General features: G+C 53.0%; 19 protein-coding genes. 7 read left to right on the forward strand and 12 right to left on the reverse strand.

Annotated features, from left to right (window positions below; translation table 11 throughout):
• Positions 1 to 443 precede the first annotated feature (443 nt).
• Both ACMGGR_RS08525 and dadX read left to right on the forward strand, forming a co-directional pair.
• Positions 444 to 1,739 carry a D-amino acid dehydrogenase gene (locus ACMGGR_RS08525; RefSeq protein ID WP_246757474.1) on the forward strand — a complete coding sequence of 432 codons (1,296 nt, stop codon included), beginning with the start codon at positions 444 to 446 and terminating at the stop codon, positions 1,737 to 1,739.
• A gap of 23 nt (positions 1,740 to 1,762) precedes the next feature.
• Positions 1,763 to 2,833, forward strand: coding sequence for a catabolic alanine racemase DadX (gene dadX / locus ACMGGR_RS08530; RefSeq protein WP_246757473.1), 1,071 nt, complete (start codon positions 1,763 to 1,765; stop codon positions 2,831 to 2,833).
• A gap of 2 nt (positions 2,834 to 2,835) precedes the next feature.
• Here the strand turns inward: dadX and ACMGGR_RS08535 are convergent, their stop codons facing one another.
• The 7 genes from ACMGGR_RS08535 to yeaG all read right to left on the reverse strand — a co-directional run bounded on the left by ACMGGR_RS08535 (position 2,836) and on the right by yeaG (position 12,701).
• Entirely contained in the window at positions 2,836 to 4,026 is a 1,191-nt protein-coding gene (locus tag ACMGGR_RS08535; protein WP_414148648.1) for a multidrug effflux MFS transporter, read from the reverse strand.
• Positions 4,027 to 4,134: 108 nt separating this feature from the next.
• Positions 4,135 to 5,601, reverse strand: coding sequence for an undecaprenyl-phosphate galactose phosphotransferase WbaP (wbaP, locus tag ACMGGR_RS08540; RefSeq protein ID WP_246757471.1), 1,467 nt, complete (start codon positions 5,599 to 5,601; stop codon positions 4,135 to 4,137).
• Between the two features lie 382 nt (positions 5,602 to 5,983).
• On the reverse strand, positions 5,984 to 6,217 hold the full coding sequence (locus ACMGGR_RS08545; protein ID WP_246757470.1) for a DUF1480 family protein: 234 nt from the start codon (positions 6,215 to 6,217) through the stop codon (positions 5,984 to 5,986).
• A 78-nt stretch (positions 6,218 to 6,295) separates the two neighbouring features.
• Entirely contained in the window at positions 6,296 to 8,023 is a 1,728-nt protein-coding gene (locus ACMGGR_RS08550; RefSeq protein ID WP_414148649.1) for a potassium/proton antiporter, read from the reverse strand.
• 292 nt (positions 8,024 to 8,315) lie between these two features.
• Positions 8,316 to 9,209 carry a hypothetical protein gene (locus ACMGGR_RS08555; RefSeq protein ID WP_414148650.1) on the reverse strand — a complete coding sequence of 298 codons (894 nt, stop codon included), beginning with the start codon at positions 9,207 to 9,209 and terminating at the stop codon, positions 8,316 to 8,318.
• Positions 9,210 to 9,420: 211 nt separating this feature from the next.
• Positions 9,421 to 10,698, reverse strand: a complete 1,278-nt coding sequence (locus ACMGGR_RS08560; RefSeq protein WP_246757467.1) for a YeaH/YhbH family protein — start codon at positions 10,696 to 10,698, stop codon at positions 9,421 to 9,423.
• A gap of 68 nt (positions 10,699 to 10,766) precedes the next feature.
• Positions 10,767 to 12,701, reverse strand: a complete 1,935-nt coding sequence (gene yeaG / locus ACMGGR_RS08565) for a protein kinase YeaG (protein WP_246757466.1) — start codon at positions 12,699 to 12,701, stop codon at positions 10,767 to 10,769.
• 426 nt (positions 12,702 to 13,127) lie between these two features.
• On the opposite strand from yeaG, the gene ACMGGR_RS08570 reads away from it, so the two are divergent.
• Both ACMGGR_RS08570 and ACMGGR_RS08575 read left to right on the forward strand, forming a co-directional pair.
• Entirely contained in the window at positions 13,128 to 13,877 is a 750-nt protein-coding gene (locus ACMGGR_RS08570; protein ID WP_414148651.1) for a MipA/OmpV family protein, read from the forward strand.
• Between the two features lie 81 nt (positions 13,878 to 13,958).
• Positions 13,959 to 14,810, forward strand: coding sequence for an aldo/keto reductase (locus ACMGGR_RS08575; protein ID WP_281434421.1), 852 nt, complete (start codon positions 13,959 to 13,961; stop codon positions 14,808 to 14,810).
• A gap of 37 nt (positions 14,811 to 14,847) precedes the next feature.
• Here the strand turns inward: ACMGGR_RS08575 and ACMGGR_RS08580 are convergent, their stop codons facing one another.
• Together ACMGGR_RS08580 and gapA are read right to left on the reverse strand one after the other, a co-directional pair.
• Positions 14,848 to 15,723: a D-hexose-6-phosphate mutarotase gene (locus tag ACMGGR_RS08580; RefSeq protein WP_414148652.1), complete on the reverse strand. Its 876-nt coding sequence runs from the start codon at positions 15,721 to 15,723 to the stop codon at positions 14,848 to 14,850.
• Positions 15,724 to 15,790: 67 nt separating this feature from the next.
• Positions 15,791 to 16,786 carry a glyceraldehyde-3-phosphate dehydrogenase gene (gene gapA / locus ACMGGR_RS08585; RefSeq protein ID WP_246757462.1) on the reverse strand — a complete coding sequence of 332 codons (996 nt, stop codon included), beginning with the start codon at positions 16,784 to 16,786 and terminating at the stop codon, positions 15,791 to 15,793.
• 340 nt (positions 16,787 to 17,126) lie between these two features.
• Here gapA and msrB point away from each other — a divergent pair, with 340 nt between their 5' ends.
• The gene (gene msrB, locus ACMGGR_RS08590; protein ID WP_246757461.1) at positions 17,127 to 17,531 is read left to right on the forward strand and encodes a peptide-methionine (R)-S-oxide reductase MsrB; all 405 of its coding nucleotides are present in this window, start codon (positions 17,127 to 17,129) and stop codon (positions 17,529 to 17,531) included.
• A gap of 5 nt (positions 17,532 to 17,536) precedes the next feature.
• Positions 17,537 to 17,812: a YeaC family protein gene (locus ACMGGR_RS08595; protein ID WP_246757460.1), complete on the forward strand. Its 276-nt coding sequence runs from the start codon at positions 17,537 to 17,539 to the stop codon at positions 17,810 to 17,812.
• Between the two features lie 67 nt (positions 17,813 to 17,879).
• On the opposite strand, the gene pncA is transcribed toward ACMGGR_RS08595, so the two are convergent.
• From pncA to sppA, 3 genes are all read right to left on the reverse strand, one after another.
• Positions 17,880 to 18,491: a bifunctional nicotinamidase/pyrazinamidase gene (pncA, locus tag ACMGGR_RS08600; RefSeq protein ID WP_414148653.1), complete on the reverse strand. Its 612-nt coding sequence runs from the start codon at positions 18,489 to 18,491 to the stop codon at positions 17,880 to 17,882.
• 8 nt (positions 18,492 to 18,499) lie between these two features.
• A complete protein-coding gene (ansA, locus tag ACMGGR_RS08605; RefSeq protein ID WP_414148654.1) occupies positions 18,500 to 19,519 on the reverse strand; it encodes an asparaginase in 1,020 nt (339 codons plus the stop codon).
• A gap of 79 nt (positions 19,520 to 19,598) precedes the next feature.
• Positions 19,599 to 21,455 (reverse strand): signal peptide peptidase SppA, encoded by a 1,857-nt coding sequence (sppA, locus tag ACMGGR_RS08610; RefSeq protein ID WP_414148655.1) that lies wholly within the window; start codon positions 21,453 to 21,455, stop codon positions 19,599 to 19,601.
• 169 nt (positions 21,456 to 21,624) lie between these two features.
• Here sppA and ACMGGR_RS08615 point away from each other — a divergent pair, with 169 nt between their 5' ends.
• Positions 21,625 to 22,176 carry an NAD(P)H nitroreductase gene (locus tag ACMGGR_RS08615; protein WP_414148656.1) on the forward strand — a complete coding sequence of 184 codons (552 nt, stop codon included), beginning with the start codon at positions 21,625 to 21,627 and terminating at the stop codon, positions 22,174 to 22,176.
• Positions 22,177 to 22,282 lie beyond the last annotated feature (106 nt).

The following is a 22,282-nucleotide window of genomic DNA, read 5'->3' on the forward strand; positions in this document are numbered from 1 at the left end:
CCTGCCGTGACCTCCGACAAGCCTGGAATTGAAGCCATTAACTCAATGATAGTTCACTCTCTCCGATAGCTCCGACGAATACAATCGAAATCTTCAACAGAAAATAGAGCCGAAAGCCGAAATTCCTTTTAACGTCAGGCAAAGGCGAAAAAATAATAACTGGCGCAGGATAATATCCTGTATATAAGGGAAAAATATGGCGTAATAATATTCTGCTGCCGAAAGAGAAAAATTATTCATTTGCAATTATTTGCTGCTCTTGAAGACATTAATGCAATATTTAACTCTAAATTAACCAGCGCATCTTGTTTTTATTCCCCTCCAGGGTAAAAAAGAGAAGCAAAATCTTCGCATGTCGCTAGCTGCCTCCTTATAGCTTTTTTCACCGCAGCAGCCGCATGCATCCAGTGTATTCATCTTTTGTAAACGGCGATGGGGTAGCGATGCGAATTGTCATTCTGGGAAGTGGCGTGGTGGGCGTGGCCAGCGCCTGGTATCTGGCGCAAAGCGGGCATGAAGTGACGGTTATCGATCGTCAGCCCGACGTGGCCCTGGAAACCAGCGCGGGCAATGCCGGACAGATTTCACCGGGTTACGCCGCGCCCTGGGCCGCGCCTGGCGTGCCGCTAAAGGCGGTTAAATGGATGTTTCAGCGTCATGCGCCTCTGGCCATCCGTCCCGATGGCAGCCGTTTTCAGCTGGCGTGGATGTGGCAAATGTTACGTAACTGCGATATCGACCATTACCAGCAAAATAAAAGCCGGATGGTGCGTATTGCTGAATACAGCCGCGACTGTCTTAAAGCGCTGCGCCAGGAAACCGGTATTGCTTATGAAGGACGACAGGGCGGCACGCTACAGCTTTTTCGTACCGCACAACAGTTTGAAAGCGCCACTAAAGATATTGCCGTGCTGAAAGAGGCGGGCGTGCCTTATGAACTGCTGGAAGCCAGCCAGCTGGCCGATGTCGAACCTGCCCTGGCCACGACAAAGCATTTATTGACCGGCGGGCTGCGTTTGCCAAATGACGAAACGGGCGACTGCCAGCTATTTACCCGACAGCTGGCGGAAATGGCGAAAGCAGCGGGCGTTACCTTCCGTTTTAACACGCCGGTCGATGCGCTATTGCAGGAACATAACCAAATTGCAGGTGTAAAATGCGGTGCCGAAATCATTAAGGCTGACGCTTACGTCGTAGCCTTTGGTTCTTATTCCCGGGCGCTGATGGACGGTATTGTAGATATCCCGGTTTACCCGTTAAAAGGTTATTCGCTGACTATTCCGATCGGGGATGCCGCGGCCGCACCGGTCTCCACCGTACTGGACGAGACGTACAAAGTTGCCATTACGCGTTTTGATAATCGTATACGCGTCGGCGGCATGGCGGAAATCGTGGGCTTTAACACAAAGCTGCTTCCGGCCAGGCGCGAAACGCTGGAGATGGTGGTACGGGATCTCTATCCGCAGGGCGGTGACATTGCGCAGGCAACGTTCTGGACCGGGCTGCGGCCGATGACGCCGGACGGTACGCCGATCGTTGGCCGCACGCCGTTTAAAAATCTTTATCTCAATACTGGTCACGGAACGCTCGGTTGGACGATGGCCTGCGGCTCCGGCCAGCTGCTTTCTGATATTATCTCCGGACGTACCCCCGCCATCGCGGCGGACGATCTGTCAGTTATGCGTTATCTGCCCGGGTTCTCCCCGGCGGCGGGCCACATTCTGCACGGCGCCCGTTAGTTTGCACAAAAACAGGAGAAGTTATGTCTCGTCCTATTGTCGCAACCATTGATACCGGCGCGCTGCGGCATAATCTGGCCGTTGCCCGCCAGGCTGCGCCGCATTCACGCATCTGGTCAGTGGTAAAAGCCAACGCTTACGGTCACGGCATTGCGCGCGTCTGGCAAAGTTTATCTGCTACAGACGGTTTTGCGCTGCTTAATCTTGAAGAGGCTATTTTGCTGCGCGACAGCGGCTGGAGTAAGCCCATTCTGCTGCTGGAAGGCTTTTTCCATGCCGACGAGCTGCCGCTTCTCGATCGCTATCGCCTGACCACCAGCGTGCACAGTAACTGGCAAATTCAGGCGCTGGCGAAGGCAAAGCTCTCGGCACCGCTGGATATTTATTTAAAAATGAACAGCGGCATGAACCGGCTCGGTTTTCAGCCGGAGCAGGTTCACCAGGCGTGGCAGAAGCTTAAAACCTTGCCCAACGTCGGTGAAATCACGCTGATGGCGCATTTTGCTGAGGCAGAGAGCAGCGAAGGTATCGCAGCACCGATGATGCGCATCAACCATGCGGCAGAAGGGCTGGACTGTCCGCGCTCGCTGGCGAACTCGGCGGCCACGCTGTGGCACAGCGAAACGCATTACGACTGGGTACGGCCCGGCATTATTCTGTATGGTGCCTCGCCGAGCGGCGACTGGCAGGATATTGCCAGCAGCGGGTTGCGGTCGGCCATGACGCTGAACAGCGAAATCATCGGTATCCAGTTGCTCAAGCGTGGCGACGGGGTGGGCTACGGCGCGCGCTATCGCGCCAGCGGCGAGCAGCGCATTGGCGTCATTGCCTGTGGCTATGCCGATGGCTATCCGCGCCATGCGCCAACCGGCACGCCGGTTTGGGTAGATGGCGTCCGTACCCGGGTTGTTGGCGCGGTCTCGATGGATATGATCACGGTGGATCTGACGCCTTGTCACCAGGCGGGCATTGGTAGCCAGGTTGAACTGTGGGGCAATAACATCAGGATTGACGAAGTGGCGAAAGCTGCCGGTACCGTAGGTTATGAGCTGATGTGCGCTCTGGCACCTCGTGTACCGGTAAAAGTCGTTTAAGCCTATAGCGCGGTCAGCGTACCGCGCACTTTTTTACTGTAGTACCACGCCGTTCCGGTCAGCAATGCGCCCACGACCATCATCAATGCCAGCGCGGATTTCTCCGCCATCGGCAACGCCATCACCAGCAGGCCGCCGGAAGCGCCGCCAGCCATCTGGATAAACCCAGCCAGCGCAGAAGCCACGCCCGCCTGCTGCTGATAAGGTTCCAGCGCATAGCTGGTGGCGGGGCCAACGGTAAAGGCCAGACCGGCTACGGAAATAGCGACAGGCAACATGTATAGCGCCCAGCTGGTCTGCCAGTCGGCCGGGAATAGCGTGACGCCGCCTATCAGGGTGAGCGCGCCCAGCGCCATGGCCAGGCTGCCAACCGCCAGACAAATCGGACGGCCCACTTTGCGGATCATTTTATTCACCAGCACGCTAACCAACATAATCCAGAAGCCGTTAGCACCAAAAGCAATGGAAAACTGTAGCGCCGAGAGCTTACCTTCCGTCATCAGCACCTGGGGTGCCAGCGAAACGTAGGTCAGCACCATGCCCAGCGCACCGGCGTTGGCAAAGGCGAACGCCAGAAAGCGCGGCTGCCGCAGGATCTGCCAGTACTGGCGTAGTGGAATACCTTTAACCGCAAGCGTGCCGGCGGGGCGAGTTTCCGGTAAGAAGAAGATAACCAGCAGGGCGATAACCAAGGCGTAAGCGGTTAAAAACCAGAAGGGCGCCCGCCAGCCAAATGCTTCGGCAAGAAAGCCGCCCAGCATCGGAGCCAGCGCCGGAACAATATTCAGCGCGCCGTTCAGAAAACCATAGGCGCGAGCAGCATCGTCGCCGTCCAGGCGATCGCGCACGCCGCTAAAGGCGACCACGGCCGTACAGCAAACGGCGCAGCCCTGTACAACGCGGGCGCACAGGAACTGCGGCCATTCCGCTGCCGTAGCGGCCAGAATGCTGCCCAGCAGATAAAGGCACAGGCCAGCCAGCGCAATCGGCTTTCTGCCCAGATTATCCACCAGCGGCCCGGCGACGATTTGCCCCAGTCCCATCACCAGCAGAAACAGCGGAATAGTCGTTTGCACCGTGCTGACCGGCGTATTCAGCCCCAGCGCGATATCCGGTAGCGTCGGCAGATAAAGATCGATACCCAGCGGTGCCAGCAGCACCAGGCTAAGAAGAAGTAACGTGAATTTTTGCATCGGGCAGGCGACGTCCAGTAAAAAGCAAGCCGCACAGAGTAGTGACTGGAAGGGAAAAAGAAAAGAAAAACTTAAGGGGCGACGCTTCCGCCTTCGCCCCTTACTGGCTTAGTATGCGCCGTCGCGACGCAGCACGACGCCAGCCGTTTTAAACAGAATAGCGATATCGGTCCACAGCGCCCAGTTTTTAACATACCAGGAGTCAAAGTAAACGCGGGTATCGTAGTCGATATCGTTACGGCCGCTAACCTGCCACAGGCCGGTCATGCCGGGTTTGGCCATCAGATAATAATCGACATCGCCCGCATAACGCTCCAGCTCGGCTTCGATAACCGGACGCGGCCCAACCAGGCTCATCTCACCGCGGATAACGTTCCACAGCTGCGGCAGCTCGTCCAGACTGGTTTTACGCAGGAAAGCACCGATTTTAGTGACGCGTGGATCGTTCTTCAGCTTGAAGTCTTTATCCCATTCTTCACGCGCTTCTGCGCTGGTTGCCAGCAGCTCTTCCAGCACCTCTTTCGAGTTGGTGACCATTGAGCGGAACTTCAGGCATTTAAACTTCTTGCCGTCCTGGCCTACGCGTTCATGGCCATAGATTTTATTGCCGCCGTCACGGCCAACCAGCCAACAAATAAGACCAAACGCGGGGGCAAGAAACAGCAGCAGCAGCGAGGCCACCACCACATCAAATACGCGCTTGAGGAAGCGGGAAGAGCGTTTCGCCAGGTTATTGCTCACGCGCAGGATCATCACTTCATGGCTGAAGATAAATGACATATCGGTGCCGTACAGCGGCACGCCGCGCAGTGTAGGAACAACGGAGACGGAACGGCATTTCTTTTTCGACAGCAGCTTGAGCCACTTATCGCGCATCGCCTGCTGCTCGTACTCCATCGCCACGATGAACTGGGTGTTTTCCAGATCGACCGTGTCCCAGATAATATCTTTTGCCGTAATGACCGGTACGCCGTTAAGGCTTTGCGCGCCGGTATGGCCGTTAGAAGCCACAAAAGCTTTGACCTCGTAGCCAAGGATCTCTTCGCTTTGCAGCGCGGCATAGGCCTCACGGGCGTTTTTACCGGAGCCGATAATGATAGTTTGTTTCTGCCACTGACCCGCTTTCAAAATGGCATGCTTGACGCTGGAACGCAGGAGCGGCACCAGGATTAACGCATAGGCCCAGGTAAAGCTCCATAACAGACGGGAAAAGTCCCATTTTGAAAAGGCAATGAGTGCCAGATCGAGTAAAGAAAAAATAACCAGCGTTTTGATGATTTCTTTCAGCTCGAACCAGAAAGGTTTGCGGTAGGTGTAATGGCGCAGCCGCATCCAGAACCAGGCGGTGCAAACGATCGACATAACGAACTGCGCGGTAAAGCGAATCTGCACTTCCTGCGGCGGGAGGAAAACGTCTAAATTCCCCCAAATAGCCCTTACGGTCACCGCGGATAAAAACAGGGCCAGATTAATTGAGATTAAATCGCTAAGACTTAACGTTACTTTGGCAATAATATTTTTTCGGGTGCCGCTAAATGCGCGGCGACGGTCATTGAGTACCAGAGTACTTGCCATATGCCTGCTCTCTTTTCATAAGGGATTGCTGACCTGACGAGGATCAAGCACGCGTTCAGGGGTAAACCTGCTGAAATTAAGCCTTTAATTTCAACGGGCTGTCTATTTAAATCGTTAGTGTGTTTCGTAAGAAATAAATGAAACACAACCAGGCTGTTTCATCTTGAATCAGTAAATCGAGTATGCAGGAGATAGCGCGGTTAGTTAATACGGGATATTCCGAAAAACGCAGAAGTGCTTTTTAAAAAAGAAGGGGAAATATGAAAGGCTGAATTAAATTTCAGGGCGAAATTTATGAATTTTGAATAACAGTTATATGACGAATATAATAGCTCGCCGCCGCGAGTGAACGCAGCGGCGAGGAATTGAGTAGAAACGCGATTCAGGCAGGTTTTTTTAGTACCCATTGATCCTGTTGCGTATCGTAATGGCCAATAGCCAGATCGACAGGTTCGCCATCAATCCAGGCAGGTACGCTGGTCTCATTATCCCACCCGTCGAGCTGATAGCTCAGGCCCGGGTTGGTCTTGCAGGGAATAGTGACCGTATCGACGTTCTGTGCATCCAGCTCTGCGTCGATAATTTCATAGCGACCAATCTTTACGACATGACCCATGATATTCTCCCTTGTGGACTGACACGAACTTTAAGGGTAGTCGCTATTTCGCAGAGATCGAGCGAAATAAGGCCAGGATTATTCTCGCTCTTCAGCCATGCGCACGCCGATTTTCAGAATTTCGTTATCCTGCTTCTCCGCTACGGTCCAGATCATCTCTTTCCATTCCACCTGATCGCCCACTACCGGCGCGCCACCAATCATCCCGGCAACCAGCTGGCCAAGCGTTTGCTGCATATTAACCTCTTCATCCAGCTCAATGCCGTAAATTTCAGAGATATCGTGCAGACGGGCGTCGGCCTGCAGAATAAAGTCACCAAAAAAGCGCTGATCGAGCGAAACCGGCGGCGACTGGCTAAACAGCTTGCCAAGCTCCGGCAGATCTTTCTCGCGTCCGATAACGCAAAGCACATCACCTTCACGCAGGCGCGTATTTCCTGTTGGATGCAGCAGCAGGTTGTCGCGAAAAAGTGCAGCGATACGCGTCTCTCTCGGCATTTTTAATTCACGCAGCGCGGCACCAATGCACCATTTATCTCCGCCCAGCTGGTAAACAAACTGCTCCCAGGGATTTTCAGGATGAATATCCAGGCCAACGCGTGAAATGGGCGAGGCGGTTGGCGGAACGATAACCCTGGCTTTGCGCGCGGCGTAGCCCAGCGAGGTTCCCTGCACCATCAGTGAAACCAGCACCACGAAAAAAGCGATATTAAAAAACAGCGAAGCGTGCGGCAAGCCTGCCATCATGGGGAATACGGCCAAAATAATCGGCACGGCGCCGCGCAAACCGACCCAGCTGATAAAGAAGCGTTCGCGCGTAGTGAAACCGCGAAACGGCAGCAGGCCAACAAACACCGAAAGCGGGCGAGCAAATAATATCAGCCAGAGCGACAGCAGCATGGCGGGCAGCGCGATATGCCAGAGATCGGCGGGGTTGACCAGTAGCCCCAGCACCAGGAACATGCCTATCTGGCTCAGCCAGGCCATGCCGTCAAAGGTTTGCAGAATGCCGTGCCGGTTGCGGATAGGGCGATTGCCCAACACAAAACCACACAGGTAAACCGCCAGAATGCCGCTGCCTTCTAATACGGTCGTCAGAGCAAAAACCAGAATGCCGCCGCTAACGGCGAGCAGCGGATACAGCCCGCTGGCCAGCGAAACGCGGTTTATCAGCTGTAACAAAGCCCAGCCGCCGCCCAGGCCCAGCGCTATTCCCAGACCAAACTGCTGGATCAGGTGCACCACAAACATCCAGCTCAGGCCGGTTTGCCCCTGCTGGATCATCTCAATCAGAGTAATAGTTAAAAATACCGCCATCGGATCGTTGCTGCCGGATTCAATTTCCAGCGTGGCGCTCACGCGCTCGTTCAGCCCTTTACCGCCAAGCAGTGAGAAAACGGCAGCCGCATCGGTTGAGCCTATGATGGCACCCACCAGAAAACCTTCGATCATATTGAGGTTAAACAGCCAGGCGGCGGCCATGCCGGTCAGCCCTGCGGTAATCAGTACGCCAACGGTGGCGAGCGAAAGCGCGGGGCCGAGCGCTACTTTAAAGGAGCTTGCCTGGGTACGCATGCCGCCATCCAGCAGGATAACCGCCAGCGCCAGGTTACTGATCAGATAGGCGGCAGGGTAGTTATCAAAAGCGATGCCGCCGATGCCGTCTACGCCGGCCAGCATGCCCAGCGCAAGGAAGATAACCAGAATAGGGATGCCAAGCTTAGAAGAGAACGAACTGAGCAAAATGCTTGCCGCTACCAGCACTGAACCGATGATAAACAGACTATAGATAGCACTGGCTTCCAATGGGGCAATCTCCTGTATCAGATAAAAAAGTGTCTCAACCAACCTGCTGTAAGAATACCCTGAATGTCAGAATTTGGGCAATTTTGTTTCGCCGGGGCTGTTTCGCGGTGTTTTCTATAGAAGTCGTGAACAAGTCTATGATAAAACAGAAGTTAAAAGGGCGATCGGGTAAACAATAGTAACAAATAGCCTCTGCTTTTGACATCAGAATGCAAAGAATGTAGTCGAAAGCAGAGGACAGGATGGAAAAAAGAGGAATGAAGCGACGGAAAGCAGAAAAATTACGTGTGCGTCAGCCGCCGTATAACCCGAAATGAGAGCCATCCGCGCCCCCGGGCTCGCCAAACTCGCTGACAAGATATTGATGAAGATAATTGATGCTGTCGAACCGTCGCCTGAGCCTGGCCAGACCAAAAGTAAAATGGTAAATATTGTTCAGGAGCATAAGCCTCCTGAGCATATGGGCATGGTCGCTGAACTCATTCTCAAGCCGGGTGCATCGCTGCCAGCCTGTTAAATTAGTGGGGAAATAGTGGATAGCCTTGACCTTTACCGTACTGGTCGCGGGCATCTCAGGATAAATCAGCACATGAGGTTTGGTGGCGATAAGGATGCTGGACCAGCGGTAGGCGGGCGCTTGCCTTTTAAACTTATCAAAGTGAATAAGCTCATTAAACGCTTTTCCATCTTCTGAATCGCTGCTTTTATTCAGCAAAAGGTCGGCCAGCAGATAATTTTGCTCACGGCCATCCACGAGCTGCATCTCACGGTGTAATCTGGTGTGAAATTGGCTGTCTTCAGTATGGGTGCCCAAAATATTTTGTACGGGTACGTTGAGCTCCAGATTGATATGGGAATTTTTCATCAAAATATCAAAGCCTGGATTACATCTGGCCTGATAGTTATTTACCAGGCTGGCGGAGATAATATCCGGCCCGGCAATAATTTTAGCCGAAGGCTCTTTCACAAATGACATCACCAAAGGCCGCAGCTGTCTGGCATGTCTTCCGCCGATAACCAGCGGCAAAGCCAGCGAATCTTGTCGTTCAAGTGCCATTTTCCAGGAGTGTAAAATCAATCTTTTTTGCATAGCCGCAAAGTTTTTCTCGGCGGATTCAGCAAAATAACGTGGGGCGTTCTGACGCAGTTGCCTTCTGCATGTGCGCCCTAAAGATATTTTAAACATCTGTCGTGCTCCTTTTTGACTAAAAAAAGCCTTGCGTAAAACACAGGAAGCTAGTCAGAAAAAAGAAGGGACACAATGAAATACGGCTTAAGCCAGGCGGGATTAAAAGCATGAAGCCAGAATAATTAAAACATAAAACCAGTGTAGAAGAAGGTAGGCGGATCGGGAAGAAAATCAGCCAGCGGGTATGCTGACTGATTATTGAGGTTTTTCAGGCATTTTCAGCCTGTCTGTGAAACAGCTCGCGGAATACAGGGTAAATATCTTCCGGCTCGCGAATATGCTGAATGGCAAAGTTATCAAACATGGCCTGTAAATGTTCATACTCGCGCCACAGCGTTTGATGGGCACGGCGGGTAATTTCGATATAGCTGTAGTAACGCACGACGGGTAAGATATTTTTCGCCAGAATCTCGTGGCAAAGCGGCGAATCGTCGGCCCAGTTATCGCCATCGGAAGCCTGGGCGGCGTAGATATTCCATTGGGCCGGATCGTATCGCTCTTTCACCACTTCATCCATCAGCTTCAGGGCGCTGGACACGATAGTCCCACCGGTTTCCTGCGAGTAGAAGAACTCCTGTTCATCGACCTCTTTCGCCTGCGTATGGTGACGAATATAGACGACATCAACGTTTTTATACGTTCTGCTCAGGAACAGATAAAGCAAAATATAAAAGCGCTTGGCCATATCTTTGGTGGCCTGATCCATGGAGCCTGAAACGTCCATCAGGCAGAACATCACCGCCTGGCTTGAAGGTTCCGGCCGCTTTTCAAAGTTTTTATAGCGTAAATCGAAGGTATCGATAAAAGGCACGCGCTTGATGCGCGCCCGGAGTTCGGCAATTTCTTTACGCAAACGCTCTTCTTCCAGCAGCTGCGCAGGCTCTGCCTTTTGTACCGCTTCCAGCGTCTCTTCAAGCTCGGCCAGCATTCTGCGTTTTCCAGCGGTCATTGCCGTACGACGCGCCAGAGAGTTTTGCAGGGAACGAACCACGCTGATATTTGCCGGTACGCCGTTGGACGTGAATCCGGCACGATGAACCTTATACTCATTCAGCTGGCGATGCTGATTCTTCTTCAGGTTAGGCAGGGCGAGATCTTCAAACAGCAGATCCAGATACTCATCTTTAGAGATGTTAAAGACAAACTCGTCCTGGCCTTCACCATCCTGGCTGGCGTTGCCCTGACCACTGCCACCACCGCCACCGCCACCTTGTGGACGTTCAACCCGATCGTTTTGCACGAAGTGGTCGTTACCAGGGTGGACACGATGGCGCTGGCCGCCGCGTCCCTGATGAAATACCGGCTCGTTGATATCATCAACGGGAATGGAAACAGATTCGCCGCTCTCAATGTCGGTTACCGAACGCTTATTAATGGCCTCGGAAATCGACTGTTTGATTTGCGACTTATAACGGCGCAAAAAGCGCTGGCGATTAACCGCGCTCTTATTTTTACCGTTAAGACGCCGATCGATAAAATAGGCCATAGCTCCCCCAAACAACGTTGCCGTCGGGCCAGGTTTTCCTGACCCACGGGAATGGACTTACGAGGTTATCAGGATGATTTTCTCACGCGCAGATACCACTCGCACAGCAGACGAACCTGCTTACGGGTATAGCCTTTTTCCATCATACGGTCGACAAAATCGTCATGCTTTTTCTGTTCGTCGGTGGACGTTTTGGCATTAAACGAAATAACCGGCAGCAGCTCTTCGGTATTAGAGAACATTTTCTTCTCAATGACCGTGCGCAGTTTTTCGTAACTGGTCCAGTTCGGATTACGACCGTTATTGTGGGCACGGGCGCGCAGCACAAAGTTGACGATTTCGTTACGGAAGTCCTTCGGATTACTGATCCCGGCAGGCTTCTCAATTTTTTCCAGCTCCGCGTTCAGCGATTCGCGGTCAAACAGCTGACCGGTATCGGGATCGCGGTACTCCTGATCCTGAATCCAGAAGTCAGCATAGGTCACGTAACGATCAAAGATGTTCTGACCATATTCTGAATAGGATTCCAGGTAAGCCGTCTGAATCTCTTTGCCGATAAACTCGGCGTATTTCGGAATCAGGTAGCCTTTCAGGTGTTCCAGGTATTTCTCTGCCTGATCCTGTGGGAACTGCTCGCGCTCAATCTGCTGTTCCAGCACGTAGAAAAGATGCACCGGGTTAGCCGCTACTTCGACATGGTCGAAGTTAAAGACGCGGGAAAGGATTTTAAAGGCGAAACGTGTAGAGAGACCGTTCATTCCTTCGTCCACGCCAGCGTAATCACGATACTCCTGATAGGACTTGGCTTTTGGATCGGTATCCTTCAGGCTTTCGCCGTCGTAAACGCGCATTTTTGAATACGTACTGGAGTTCTCCGGCTCTTTCAGACGAGAAAGAATCGAGAAGCGCGCCAGCGTTTCTAGTGTTCCCGGCGCGCACGGCGCGTGGGTCAGCTCACTGTGGTTCAACAGCTTGTCGTAGATTTTGATCTCTTCCGACACGCGCAAGCAATAAGGCACCTTAACGATATAAACACGGTCAAGGAACGCCTCGTTGTTTTTGTTATTACGGAAAGTCACCCACTCTGATTCGTTGGAGTGCGCCAGGATGATACCGTTAAACGGCAGCGCGGAAATACCTTCCGTACCGTTATAGTTACCTTCCTGAGTGGCAGTCAGCAGGGGATGCAGCACCTTGATAGGGGCTTTAAACATCTCTACGAACTCCATAATCCCCTGGTTAGCACGGCACAGCGCGCCGGAATAGCCGTAGGCATCCGGATCGTTTTGCGCGTGGTTTTCCAGCTTACGGATATCCACTTTACCTACCAGCGCGGAAATGTCCTGATTGTTTTCATCACCAGGCTCGGTTTTAGCGATAGCGAGCTGTTCCAGAATAGAAGGCCAGACTTTCACAACCTTAAAGCGGGAGATATCGCCGCCGAAGTCGTGCAGACGTTTTGCTGCCCACGGCGACATAATCGTGCCGAGGTAGCGCCGCGGCACGCCATACTCTTTTTCCAGAATATTGGCATCTTCCTGCGGATTAAACAGGCAAAGCGGATGGTCATTAACCGGGCTACGTTCGCCATCGGCGCTGAGTACATAGATAGGCACGCGCTGCATCAGAGATTTCAGACGTTCTGCCAGCGAAGATTTACCGCCACCTACCGGCCCCAGCAGATAGAGGATCTGTTTTTTCTCCTCTAAACCCTGAGCGGCATGCTTTAAGTAAGAAACGATTTGCTCGATCGCTTCCTCCATGCCGTAAAACTCCTCAAAGGCAGGATAGCGAGCAACAACACGGTTGGAGAACAGGCGGGAAAGACGTGGCTCCAGAGCGGTATCGACCATTACTGGCTCACCGATAGCCATTAATAGCCTTTCTGCCGCGTTAGCGTAGGCACTACGATCTTGCCGACAAACGGTAAGAAATTCCTGCAGTGTGAACTCTTCGTCCTTGGCAGCTTCATAACGCTGACGATAGTGATCGAATATATTCATAGCGATGCCCGTCCTTTCATTTTTAGCACAGGTACCAGGAGCCTAATGCGGACCCCTGAAGGAACTTATAATGAGTACAGCAACCCTTATGCCAACCTGACTTCTAATCGGGGTACACAAAATTTACGGTTACTCTGCTCTACAAACTTAGCGTCTTCATTTAAAGCTTAGTTGGCATTTAAGAAATTTCCTGAACCTCCTTGCTTTTCTAATGCAATTTCAATAACAAAGTTATAATTGATCTAAGCGCTTGCCCTTGTCTGATGCGGGCTGGCGGGATTTTGTAAATAAGCCGCCGCGGTGATATCACGCCTGAAGGCAAGACAAATTGATTCTGCGTGCTGCAAGATTTTTAAAATTTAAAGAAATGACGCAGGGCTGATAAACTCTCTGAGCTGATTGTTATATTTATGGAAATAATTAATTGTGAACTATTTCAAAATTAGCGCGCTGGCCGCGTTTTTACCTTTGTGTTTTTCCGCTGCTGTAGCACAAGCTAATCCTCTGACCCTGGGCGCCTCGGTTGTCTACAGCCAGAGCCCTTACAAAGGCGGAGACGATCGTTACTACCCGGTTCCGGTCATTAACTACGAAGGCGATAATTTCTACGTGCGCAGCCTGTCGGCAGGGTATTACCTGTGGAAAGACCAGCAGGACCAGCTGTCGCTGACGGTGCTTGGCTCACCGCAAAACTTCGATCCGGATCGGACTAACGATAAGCAGCTAAAAGCGCTGGATAAGCGTCACATGACGCTAATGGGCGGATTGGCCTATCGCCACACGGCTGCCTGGGGAACGGTCAGAACGGTGCTGGCAGGTGATATGCTGGACAACAGTGACGGCTTTATCTGGGATCTGACCTGGCTGTATCCTTTCCAGTTTGGCGACTTTAGCCTGACGCCGGGCATTGGCGCGCTCTACAGCAGCGCTAACCAGAACGATTACTACTATGGCGTTTCTAAAAGAGAATCACGCCGCAGCGGCCTGGGCAGCTATGACGCTGACGACAGCTGGAATCCCTACCTGGAGCTGACCGCCGCGTGGAAAATCAGTCAAAACTGGAATGCTACCGTTGCCGGACGCTATACGCGCCTGGGCGACGAGATCAAAGACAGCCCAATGGTGGATAAAAATTCCCAGGTTTCGCTGTGGACCGGCATTGGCTACACATTCTAAGCAGCCATAGTTGCACTAAATAAGGGCGCTCTGCGCCCTTTTGTCTGATTATGGTGACCTGAAACGGTGCAGGAGAACATGATGACAAAAACGGTAAACTTTTCTGGTAATAGCCTGCTTCCCGCCATTGGGCAGGGCAGCTGGTATATGGGCGAGGATCGCACCCGGCGCAAAGAAGAAGTGGCGGCTTTGCAGGCTGGCCTTGAATACGGCCTTAAGGTAATCGACACGGCAGAAATGTATGCCGACGGCGGCGCGGAAGAGGTAGTAGGCGAAGCGCTACAGGGGCGTCGGGACAGTGCCTGGCTGGTCTCTAAAGTTTATCCATGGAACGCGGGCAGAGTGGATGCAGTAGAAGCATGCGAGCGCAGCCTGCGCCGTTTAAAAACGGATTATCTTGACCTCTATCTGCTGCACTGGCGCGGCAATGTACCGCTTGAAGAAACCATCGCAGCGATGGAAAGTCTGGTACAGGCCGGGAAAATCCGGCGCTGGGGCGTTTCTAATTTTGACAGTAGCGATTTAAAGGAGCTGCTGGCGGAAGAGGGCGGAACAGCGTGCGCGGCTAACCAGGTGCTTTATCATCTGGCCTCACGGGGAATTGAGTACGATTTGCTGCCTGAATGCCAACAGCTGGCGATGCCGGTGATGGCTTATTGTCCGCTGGCACAGGCCGGGCGTTTGCGGCATGATTTGATGACCCATCCGACGCTGGTACAAATTGCACAAAAAAAGAGCATTACGGTAGCGCAGCTGCTGCTCGCCTGGGTTATCCGTAAGGAAGGCGTTATCGCTATTCCTAAAGCCGGTTCGCTGACGCACGTCGCGGAAAACGCTGCGGCGCTGGAGATCGTGTTAAACAGTGAAGAGCTGGCCTTAATCAATCAGGCCTTTCCACCGCCAACGGGGAAAACGCCGCTGGATGTTGTTTAGCCTCGTTACAGGCGGGCGCGATGCCCGCCTCGGCTGGTTAGCGGCTGCCCAGTCGAATAGTGGTTGCCAGGCGTGCAGGTGATTCTCCGGCACTGTGCATTGGTTTAGTAACGTGTGCAGTTTCGACACAGACCATACTCTTATAGCCCTCGTTGGCCATATCGCCCATGCTGCAGGAAAGTTCAGGCCCCGGATTCCAGGTGACAACGTCACTGTGATAATGGTGATGAACTTCAATCGTTCTGTTACCGACCTTATCCTTAACCACGCTGCAATCTTCAGGCTGCGTATAAATGCGGTCAACGCGATCCGGATAAGTTTGTTTGCCGTCTGCTGACTCGCCTGGCGCATTGTCTTTTACTTTATCGATATAGTGTCGACCCAGTCCGCTCACTTCAACGCCAGCGATATCTTCTACAGCAAAATAGCTGTGCAGTGCCGCAGTGGCGGTAAAGTCACCGTGTGCTTCCAGCTCGATCTCACAGCGGTCACTGAAGCGGAAGCGGGCAAACAGGGTGAAATCGTGCGGCCACAGTTTCTTCGTCTGCTCGCTGCTTGCCAGCTCCAGCGTAAGCATCACGCCTGACTCGTTTTCATCATGCGCGGACAGCGTCCAGGGCAGCGTGCGGGCAAAACCGTGAGCCGGTTCGCCTGCCGGGCCGAACCACGGCCAGCAGATCGGCACGCCGCCGCGAATCGCTTTGCCGGTGGTCCATGCCGTTTTTTCACTGAGCCAGATAACCGGTTTTTCACCGCTGGGCTGCCAGGCTATCAGCTGCGCGCCTTGCAGCGTTACCGCTGCGCGAACCTGCGGATGGACGATAACAACCACGGGCAGATCGCCGACCTTACGCAGGGAGATATAAGGCGTGATCTGGTCAATCACGGGCAGCGAAAAAAGTTTTTCGTTCATCGGAGCTCCTGTGTGTTCAGCAAAAAAAAGGGCGACCGCAGTCGCCCTCTGGATTAGCTTATCGCTATTACTTCGCGATATGAGCAATCAGATCCAGTACCTTGTTAGAGTAACCGGTTTCGTTGTCATACCAGGAAACCAGCTTAACAAAGGTGTCGCTCAGGGCGATACCGGCTTTCGCATCGAATACGGAAGTCAGTTTTTCGCCGTTGAAATCGGTAGAAACCACTTCGTCTTCGGTGTAGCCCAGAATACCTTTCAGTTCACCTTCTGCTGCGGCTTTGATTGCTTCACAAATTTCTTTGTAAGAAGCAGGCTTAGCCAGGCGAGCAGTCAGGTCAACCACGGAAACGTTAGGCGTAGGCACGCGGAACGCCATACCGGTCAGTTTACCGTTCAGCTCAGGAATAACTTTACCTACTGCTTTCGCTGCGCCGGTTGAAGATGGGATGATGTTCTGAGATGCGCCGCGGCCGCCGCGCCAGTCTTTGTGAGACGGGCCATCAACGGTTTTCTGCGTAGCGGTAGTCGCATGCACGGTGGTCATCAGCGCTTCAACGATACCGAATTTGTCGTTGATGACTTTAGCCAGCGGTGCCAGGCAGTTAGTGGTACAGGAAGCGTTAGAAACGATTTCCTGACCTGCGTAGGCCTTGTGGTTCACGCCCATAACGAACATTGGGGTGTCATCTTTAGAAGGACCGGTCAGAACGACTTTTTTCGCGCCAGCCTGAATGTGTTTACGAGCGGTTTCGTCAGTCAGGAAGATGCCGGTCGCTTCTGCAACCACGTCAACACCTGCTTCGTTCCACTTCAGGTTAGCTGGATCTCTTTCAGCGGTAACACGGATGGTTTTGCCGTTAACAACCAGATGGCCATCTTTTACTTCTACGGTGCCGTCGAAACGACCGTGCGTAGAGTCATATTTCAGCATGTATGCCATGTACTCGGCGTCCAGCAGATCGTTGATAGCTACGATTTCGACGTCGGAACGCTGCTGAGCAGCACGGAATACGATGCGACCGATGCGGCCAAAACCGTTGATACCTACTTTGATAGTCATATATTCCACCAGCTGTTGTTAGTGAATAAAAGGTTGGCTGTAAAATTACAAAAACCTTATCAGGCGTCAAGCGGAATCGCTTCAATAGTTGCGACAAATCAAACCCTGGAGCTGGAATAATTGCCATAAAGCGCCTTCCGCGACGGGAGCCTTATCCCTAGTTTGGGGCATCCGACCCGAATATAAAGGGGTCGAAATTTCAAAGAGTGACCTGAGTCACAATTTTGCCCGCGTAGCACTTTCAGACTACACCTCAACGGAAAAAATCCCCTGAGGTTGTTATGTATTTGTTAGAATGTTAGCTGAAAACTTCAGAATCACTTTGCCAGAGACGCTTAAAATGGCCGAACGCCCACTGAAACCCGAAACCGATCTTAACGAAATGCAGCATTACGTTACCCAGCAGCGCGGCACGGAACCGCCTTATTCCGGCAAGCTGTTGCATAACAAAAACGAGGGGCTTTATCACTGCCTCGTTTGTAACGCTCCGCTGTTTCTCTCTGAAACCAAATATGATTCCGGCTGTGGCTGGCCAAGCTTCTATCAGCCCTACAGCGACGAGGCTATTCGCTATCTGGAAGATGACTCGCACGGCATGCAGCGCATTGAAATCCGCTGCGGAACCTGTGACGCGCATCTGGGCCACGTTTTCCCTGACGGCCCACAGCCTACGGGCGAGCGCTACTGCGTTAACTCGGCTTCATTAAGCTTCACCGATGAAGATGGCACCCAGATTAAAGGATAGTCGCTATGGAGCTTGATGAGGTTATTGCTGCCATGACGCCAGATATTTACCAGCGTCTGGCTACGGCAGTCGAAACGGGGAAATGGGCCGATGGCGTCGCCCTGACGCCGGAACAGAAGGAAAACAGCCTGCAGCTGGTTTTGCTCTGGCAGGCGCGTCACAACGACGAGCCGCAGCACATGAGCGTAGGCAAGGGCGGCACAATGGTGATGAAAAGCAAAAAGCAGCTCAAGGAAGAGTTCGGCATTGATGACGACGTCACGCAAATCAGGCTGCAATAAATTATTCCTGCAGGAATAATTCGCCCGTTATGCCGTATGGCCTGCCTGATGAAGGCAGGCCATTATTTCAGCGTATTGTTGCGCCCTGCGCGGCCATTTCCGCCAGCGCCTTGTCACCATCGTCTGGCGAGAGATTCACGCTGCGACAGCCTGCGCTCACTACCTCGACCCTGTAGCCCAGGGCAAGTGCATCCAGTACGCTGTACTTTACGCAGTAATCCGTTGCCAGGCCCATGACCGTTAGCTCATTGATACCGCAGCTTTGTAGCCAGCTGTGCAGTTCCGTTTCACTGCGGCGGCCGTTATCAAAAAAGGCGCTATAGCTGTCCACGTTTGGCTGCTGGCCTTTATACACTCGCTTCGTCACGTATTGCTGCTCCAGCGCCGGGTGCAGTTCCGCCCCGTGGCTATGCTGCACGCAGTGATCCGGCCACCAGACCTGCGCCAGACCGTCCAGATCGCCGACCGTTCCCTGTGGCTGACCTGAACGGGAAGCAAAGCTGCCATGACCGGCGGGATGCCAGTCCAGCGTCGCTATCACCGCTTGTCCACGCTGATAAAACTCTGCGGCGTAGCGGTTAGCAACGGCAATCACCCGATCGCCTTCGCTAACGGCCAGCGCGCCGCCAGGACAGAAATCGTTTTGCAAATCAATCAGGAGCAGGGCGCTGGCGTTCATGGCTTACCTCACTTTTCGTCTGGCGTTAGTTCGCCGCGCAGATTAATCTGCATTTTCTGGCGAACCTCATCGCTGGAAAGATCCTGGCTGAGCAGGAAGTGCAGTTTGGTCAGGGTGGCCTCGACGGTCATATCGTAACCGCTCACTACCCCGGCCAGCGCCAGGGCATTGCCCGTCGCATAGCCGCCCATATTCACTTTACCGGACATACACTGCGTCAGGTTAACGACTACGATCCCGCGATCGGAAGCCTCCTTAAGCTCTTTAAGGAAAGCCGGGTTTTGCGGCGCATTACCGACCCCGTACGAACGCAGGATTAACGCTTTTACCGGCTGGCGCAGGAAGTTGCTCACAACATCCGCAGAAATGCCGGGATAGATAGTCACTACGCCAACCGGCTGCGGCGTTATTTTTCTGACGATCAGGTCGCCAGTACCGTTAGGCGCTGGTGGCGTATTCAAACGACGAATGTGGATACCGGCTTCCAGTAGCGGTGCCAGATTTGGCGAGGCAAAGGCATTAAAGCCGTCCGCATGGGCTTTGGTGGTACGGTTGCCGCGATAGAGCTGATTATTAAAGAATAAGGCCACTTCATTTATTGGATAGTTAGCGGCAACGAACAGCGAGTTAAGCAGGTTTTGCTGACCATCGGAGCGCAGTTCCGCCAGCGGAATTTGTGACCCTGTCACAATAACCGGCTTTGCCAGATTTTCCAGCATAAACGAGAGGGCGGAAGCGGTGAACGCCATGGTGTCAGTACCATGCAGGATCACAAAACCGTCGTAGTTATCGTAGTTAGCCCGAATATCGTCCGCAATCGATTGCCAGTCCTGCGGCGTCATGTCTGAGGAGTCCATCAGCGGCTGGTACTCATGAATAGTGAAATCCGGCATTTCGGCGCGATGAAACTCTGGCATATTGGCCAGCTGATTTTGCAGATGCCCCGATACGGGGATATAGCCATGCTCGGAACGCTGCATGCCAATGGTGCCGCCGGTATAGGCCACGTAGATGGATTTTTTTTGCATGTGATTACTCAGGCTGGAAAAAAGAGGCAGTATAAGGTGAAAACAGGGGAAAAGCAGCCCGACCAGCGGGCTGCCTGCGTTATTTTACCTGGCTACAGGTGAGACAGAATGCGTAGCGATTTTGCGGATCGTTCATATTATCGAACAGCCCCGGCTGATTTTTCATCGCGGACATCACGTCAAACATGGGCGCAGGAAGATAAGCTTTGATTGCCGAAGGCAGTACCGCCTGGGCAGAAGCGCTCACCTGACTGAACAGTAAATCCATAAAGCCCGGATCCTGTTGATACCAGTTCAGCTGCCATGTCTTGATATGGGCCAGCTCGGCTGCTTTGGCTACCGCATCGTCGAAGTCGCCAATGGCATCAACCAGGCCGTTGTTTTTGGCATCGCTGCCTGTCCAGACGTGACCTTGTGCTATTTGGTCAATCTGTTCCGGCGTTTTACCGCGCGAGCTGGCGACCAGGCCCAGGAAGTTTTTATAGCCATTTTCGATGCTCATTTGCATCATCTGCTGCACTTCCGGCGGCAGCGCTTTGGTGGTAGCCACATCGGCCAGCGGCGACGTCGACACACCATCCGTGTGCACGCCAACGGCATCCAGCGAGTTTTCCACCGTATTAATCACGCCAAAAATACCGATAGAGCCGGTGAGCGTGCTTGAGCTGGCAATAATGTAATTGGCTGGCGTCGAAATCCAGTAGCCTCCGGAAGCGGCCATGCCGCCCATCGAAACGACCACCGGCTTGCCGGCTTCTTTTGCTGCAGCCAGCTCTTCACGAATGGTTTCGGAAGCGGTAACGCTGCCGCCAGGGCTGTTCACGCGCAGAATGATGGCTTTGACCTTATCATCAAGGCGCGCCTGGCGAATTGCCATGGCGGTGGTATCGCCGCCGACGTTGCCCGGCGTTTCATCGCCATCCATGATGGCGCCGTTAGCCATGATCACCGCAATATTGCCGTTGCCGGTCGGCTTATCTTTCAGATGGTAGTCATAGATACTGGTGCCGTTGAAATCCTGCGCCTGTTTGTCCCAGCCGAAGATTTTGCCAAACTGCTGATCCACTACCGAGCGGGATGCCAGTTCATCCACCAGCTTGTTGTCTTTTGCATAGCGAGCGGTGTCGCCCCCCACTTTTTGCAGTCCGTCGAGCACGCCCTGTGCGCCAGGGAACAGCTGCTGTGGCGTAATCTGGCGATTGGCGGCGATTGTACCGAGATAGTTCTGCCACAGTTCGCCAATCCAGCGGCTGTCGGCATCACGCGCGGCCGGGGACATATCATCACGCAGGAAAGGCTCTACGGCTGATTTGTAAGTCCCCACGCGGAACACGTGTGAGTTAACCTTCAGCTTATCGAGCAGCGTTTTATAATAAAGTCCGTTGGTGGCAAAACCGTGCAGATCTACCGTACCCTGCGGCGACAGGTAAATCTTATTGGCGAAGCTGGCAAGATAGTATTGTGCCTGGCTGTAGCTGTCGCCGGTGGCGTAAATTTTCTTGCCGCTGTCGCGGAATTCATGCAGCGCTTTACCAATATACTGAAGCGAAGGCTGATCGGCTCCGGCAAAATCGCGTAAATCCAGCACCATGCCGGTAATATTAGCGTCGTCTTTTGCCTGGCGAATGGCGTCAACCACGTCAAACAGGGAGTTTTCTTTCAGGCGGTCGCTGTTGCTGCCCAGCAGCTGGCGGCCAATTTTACTGAGTTTGTTGCTGACGGATGGCTTGTCCACAATCACGCCGGTTAAATCAACCACCAGCGCACCTTTCTGTGTTTCTACCGGCGTGGAGGATTTAGAAAACTGGAAGTAAACGCCGACACAGATCAGGATCAGCAGCACCAGGAACAGGTTAAGAATAAATTCCCGAATAAAATTGAGCAGGCGCCAGGCCCATTTAAAAACGCCAGCGATCGCTCGCCATAAAGTGCGCATAGTCTCTCCATAATCGCGAAAAAAAAGCCCGTGCAAACGGCAGGCGGGTCAGTATGGTGACATCCTAAAGAGCAGGGGCAAACTTGTCAGCAGGAAAAAGCGGAATGCTGTAACAAATCATCATCCTGTGCTAGCTTCAGCCACTCAGCTTTTTTATCAGGAGTAAGTTATGGACGCACTGGATCTGGTAGTTAATCGTCGTTCCGCCTCACGCTTAAGCGAACCTGCGCCAAAAGGTGAAGCGCTGGAAAATATTATTCGCGCCGGAATGCGTGCGCCCGATCACGGTACTTTGCAACCGTGGCGCTTCATCGTGATTGAAAATGAAGGGCACGAGCGCTTCAGCCAGCTGCTGGAAAACGCCGCGCGTAACGACAATATGGAAGAGAAAGCGATTGAGAAAGCAAAGCAGTCGCCGTTTCGCGCGCCGATGATTATTACCGTCGTGGCGCACTGCGAAGCGCATCATAAGGTTCCTCGTTGGGAGCAGGTGGTTTCAGCAGGCTGTGCGGTAATGGCTATGCAGATGGCGGCGCAGGCGCAAGGATTTAACGGCATCTGGCGCAGCGGTGCCTGGACCGAACACGAAGCCGTGCGACAGGCATTTAACTGCCGCGAGCAGGATGCTATCGTCGGTTTTCTTTATCTGGGTACGCCGCAGTTAAAATCCTCCACCACGCTGGTTCCGCCCGATACGGCACCTTTTGTCAGCTATTTCTGACAGACAAAACGCATCAGGAACGGCAGCATAGTCGCTAATTGCGAATTTTGCCGGGATAACAGGCAAACGGACGAGGAAACACTTATCACCGTCTGACGAAAACGCT

Origin of the sequence: Erwinia sp. BNK-24-b, assembly GCF_047456155.1 — a bacterium.
Taxonomy (GTDB): Bacteria; Pseudomonadota; Gammaproteobacteria; order Enterobacterales; family Enterobacteriaceae; genus Erwinia; species Erwinia phyllosphaerae.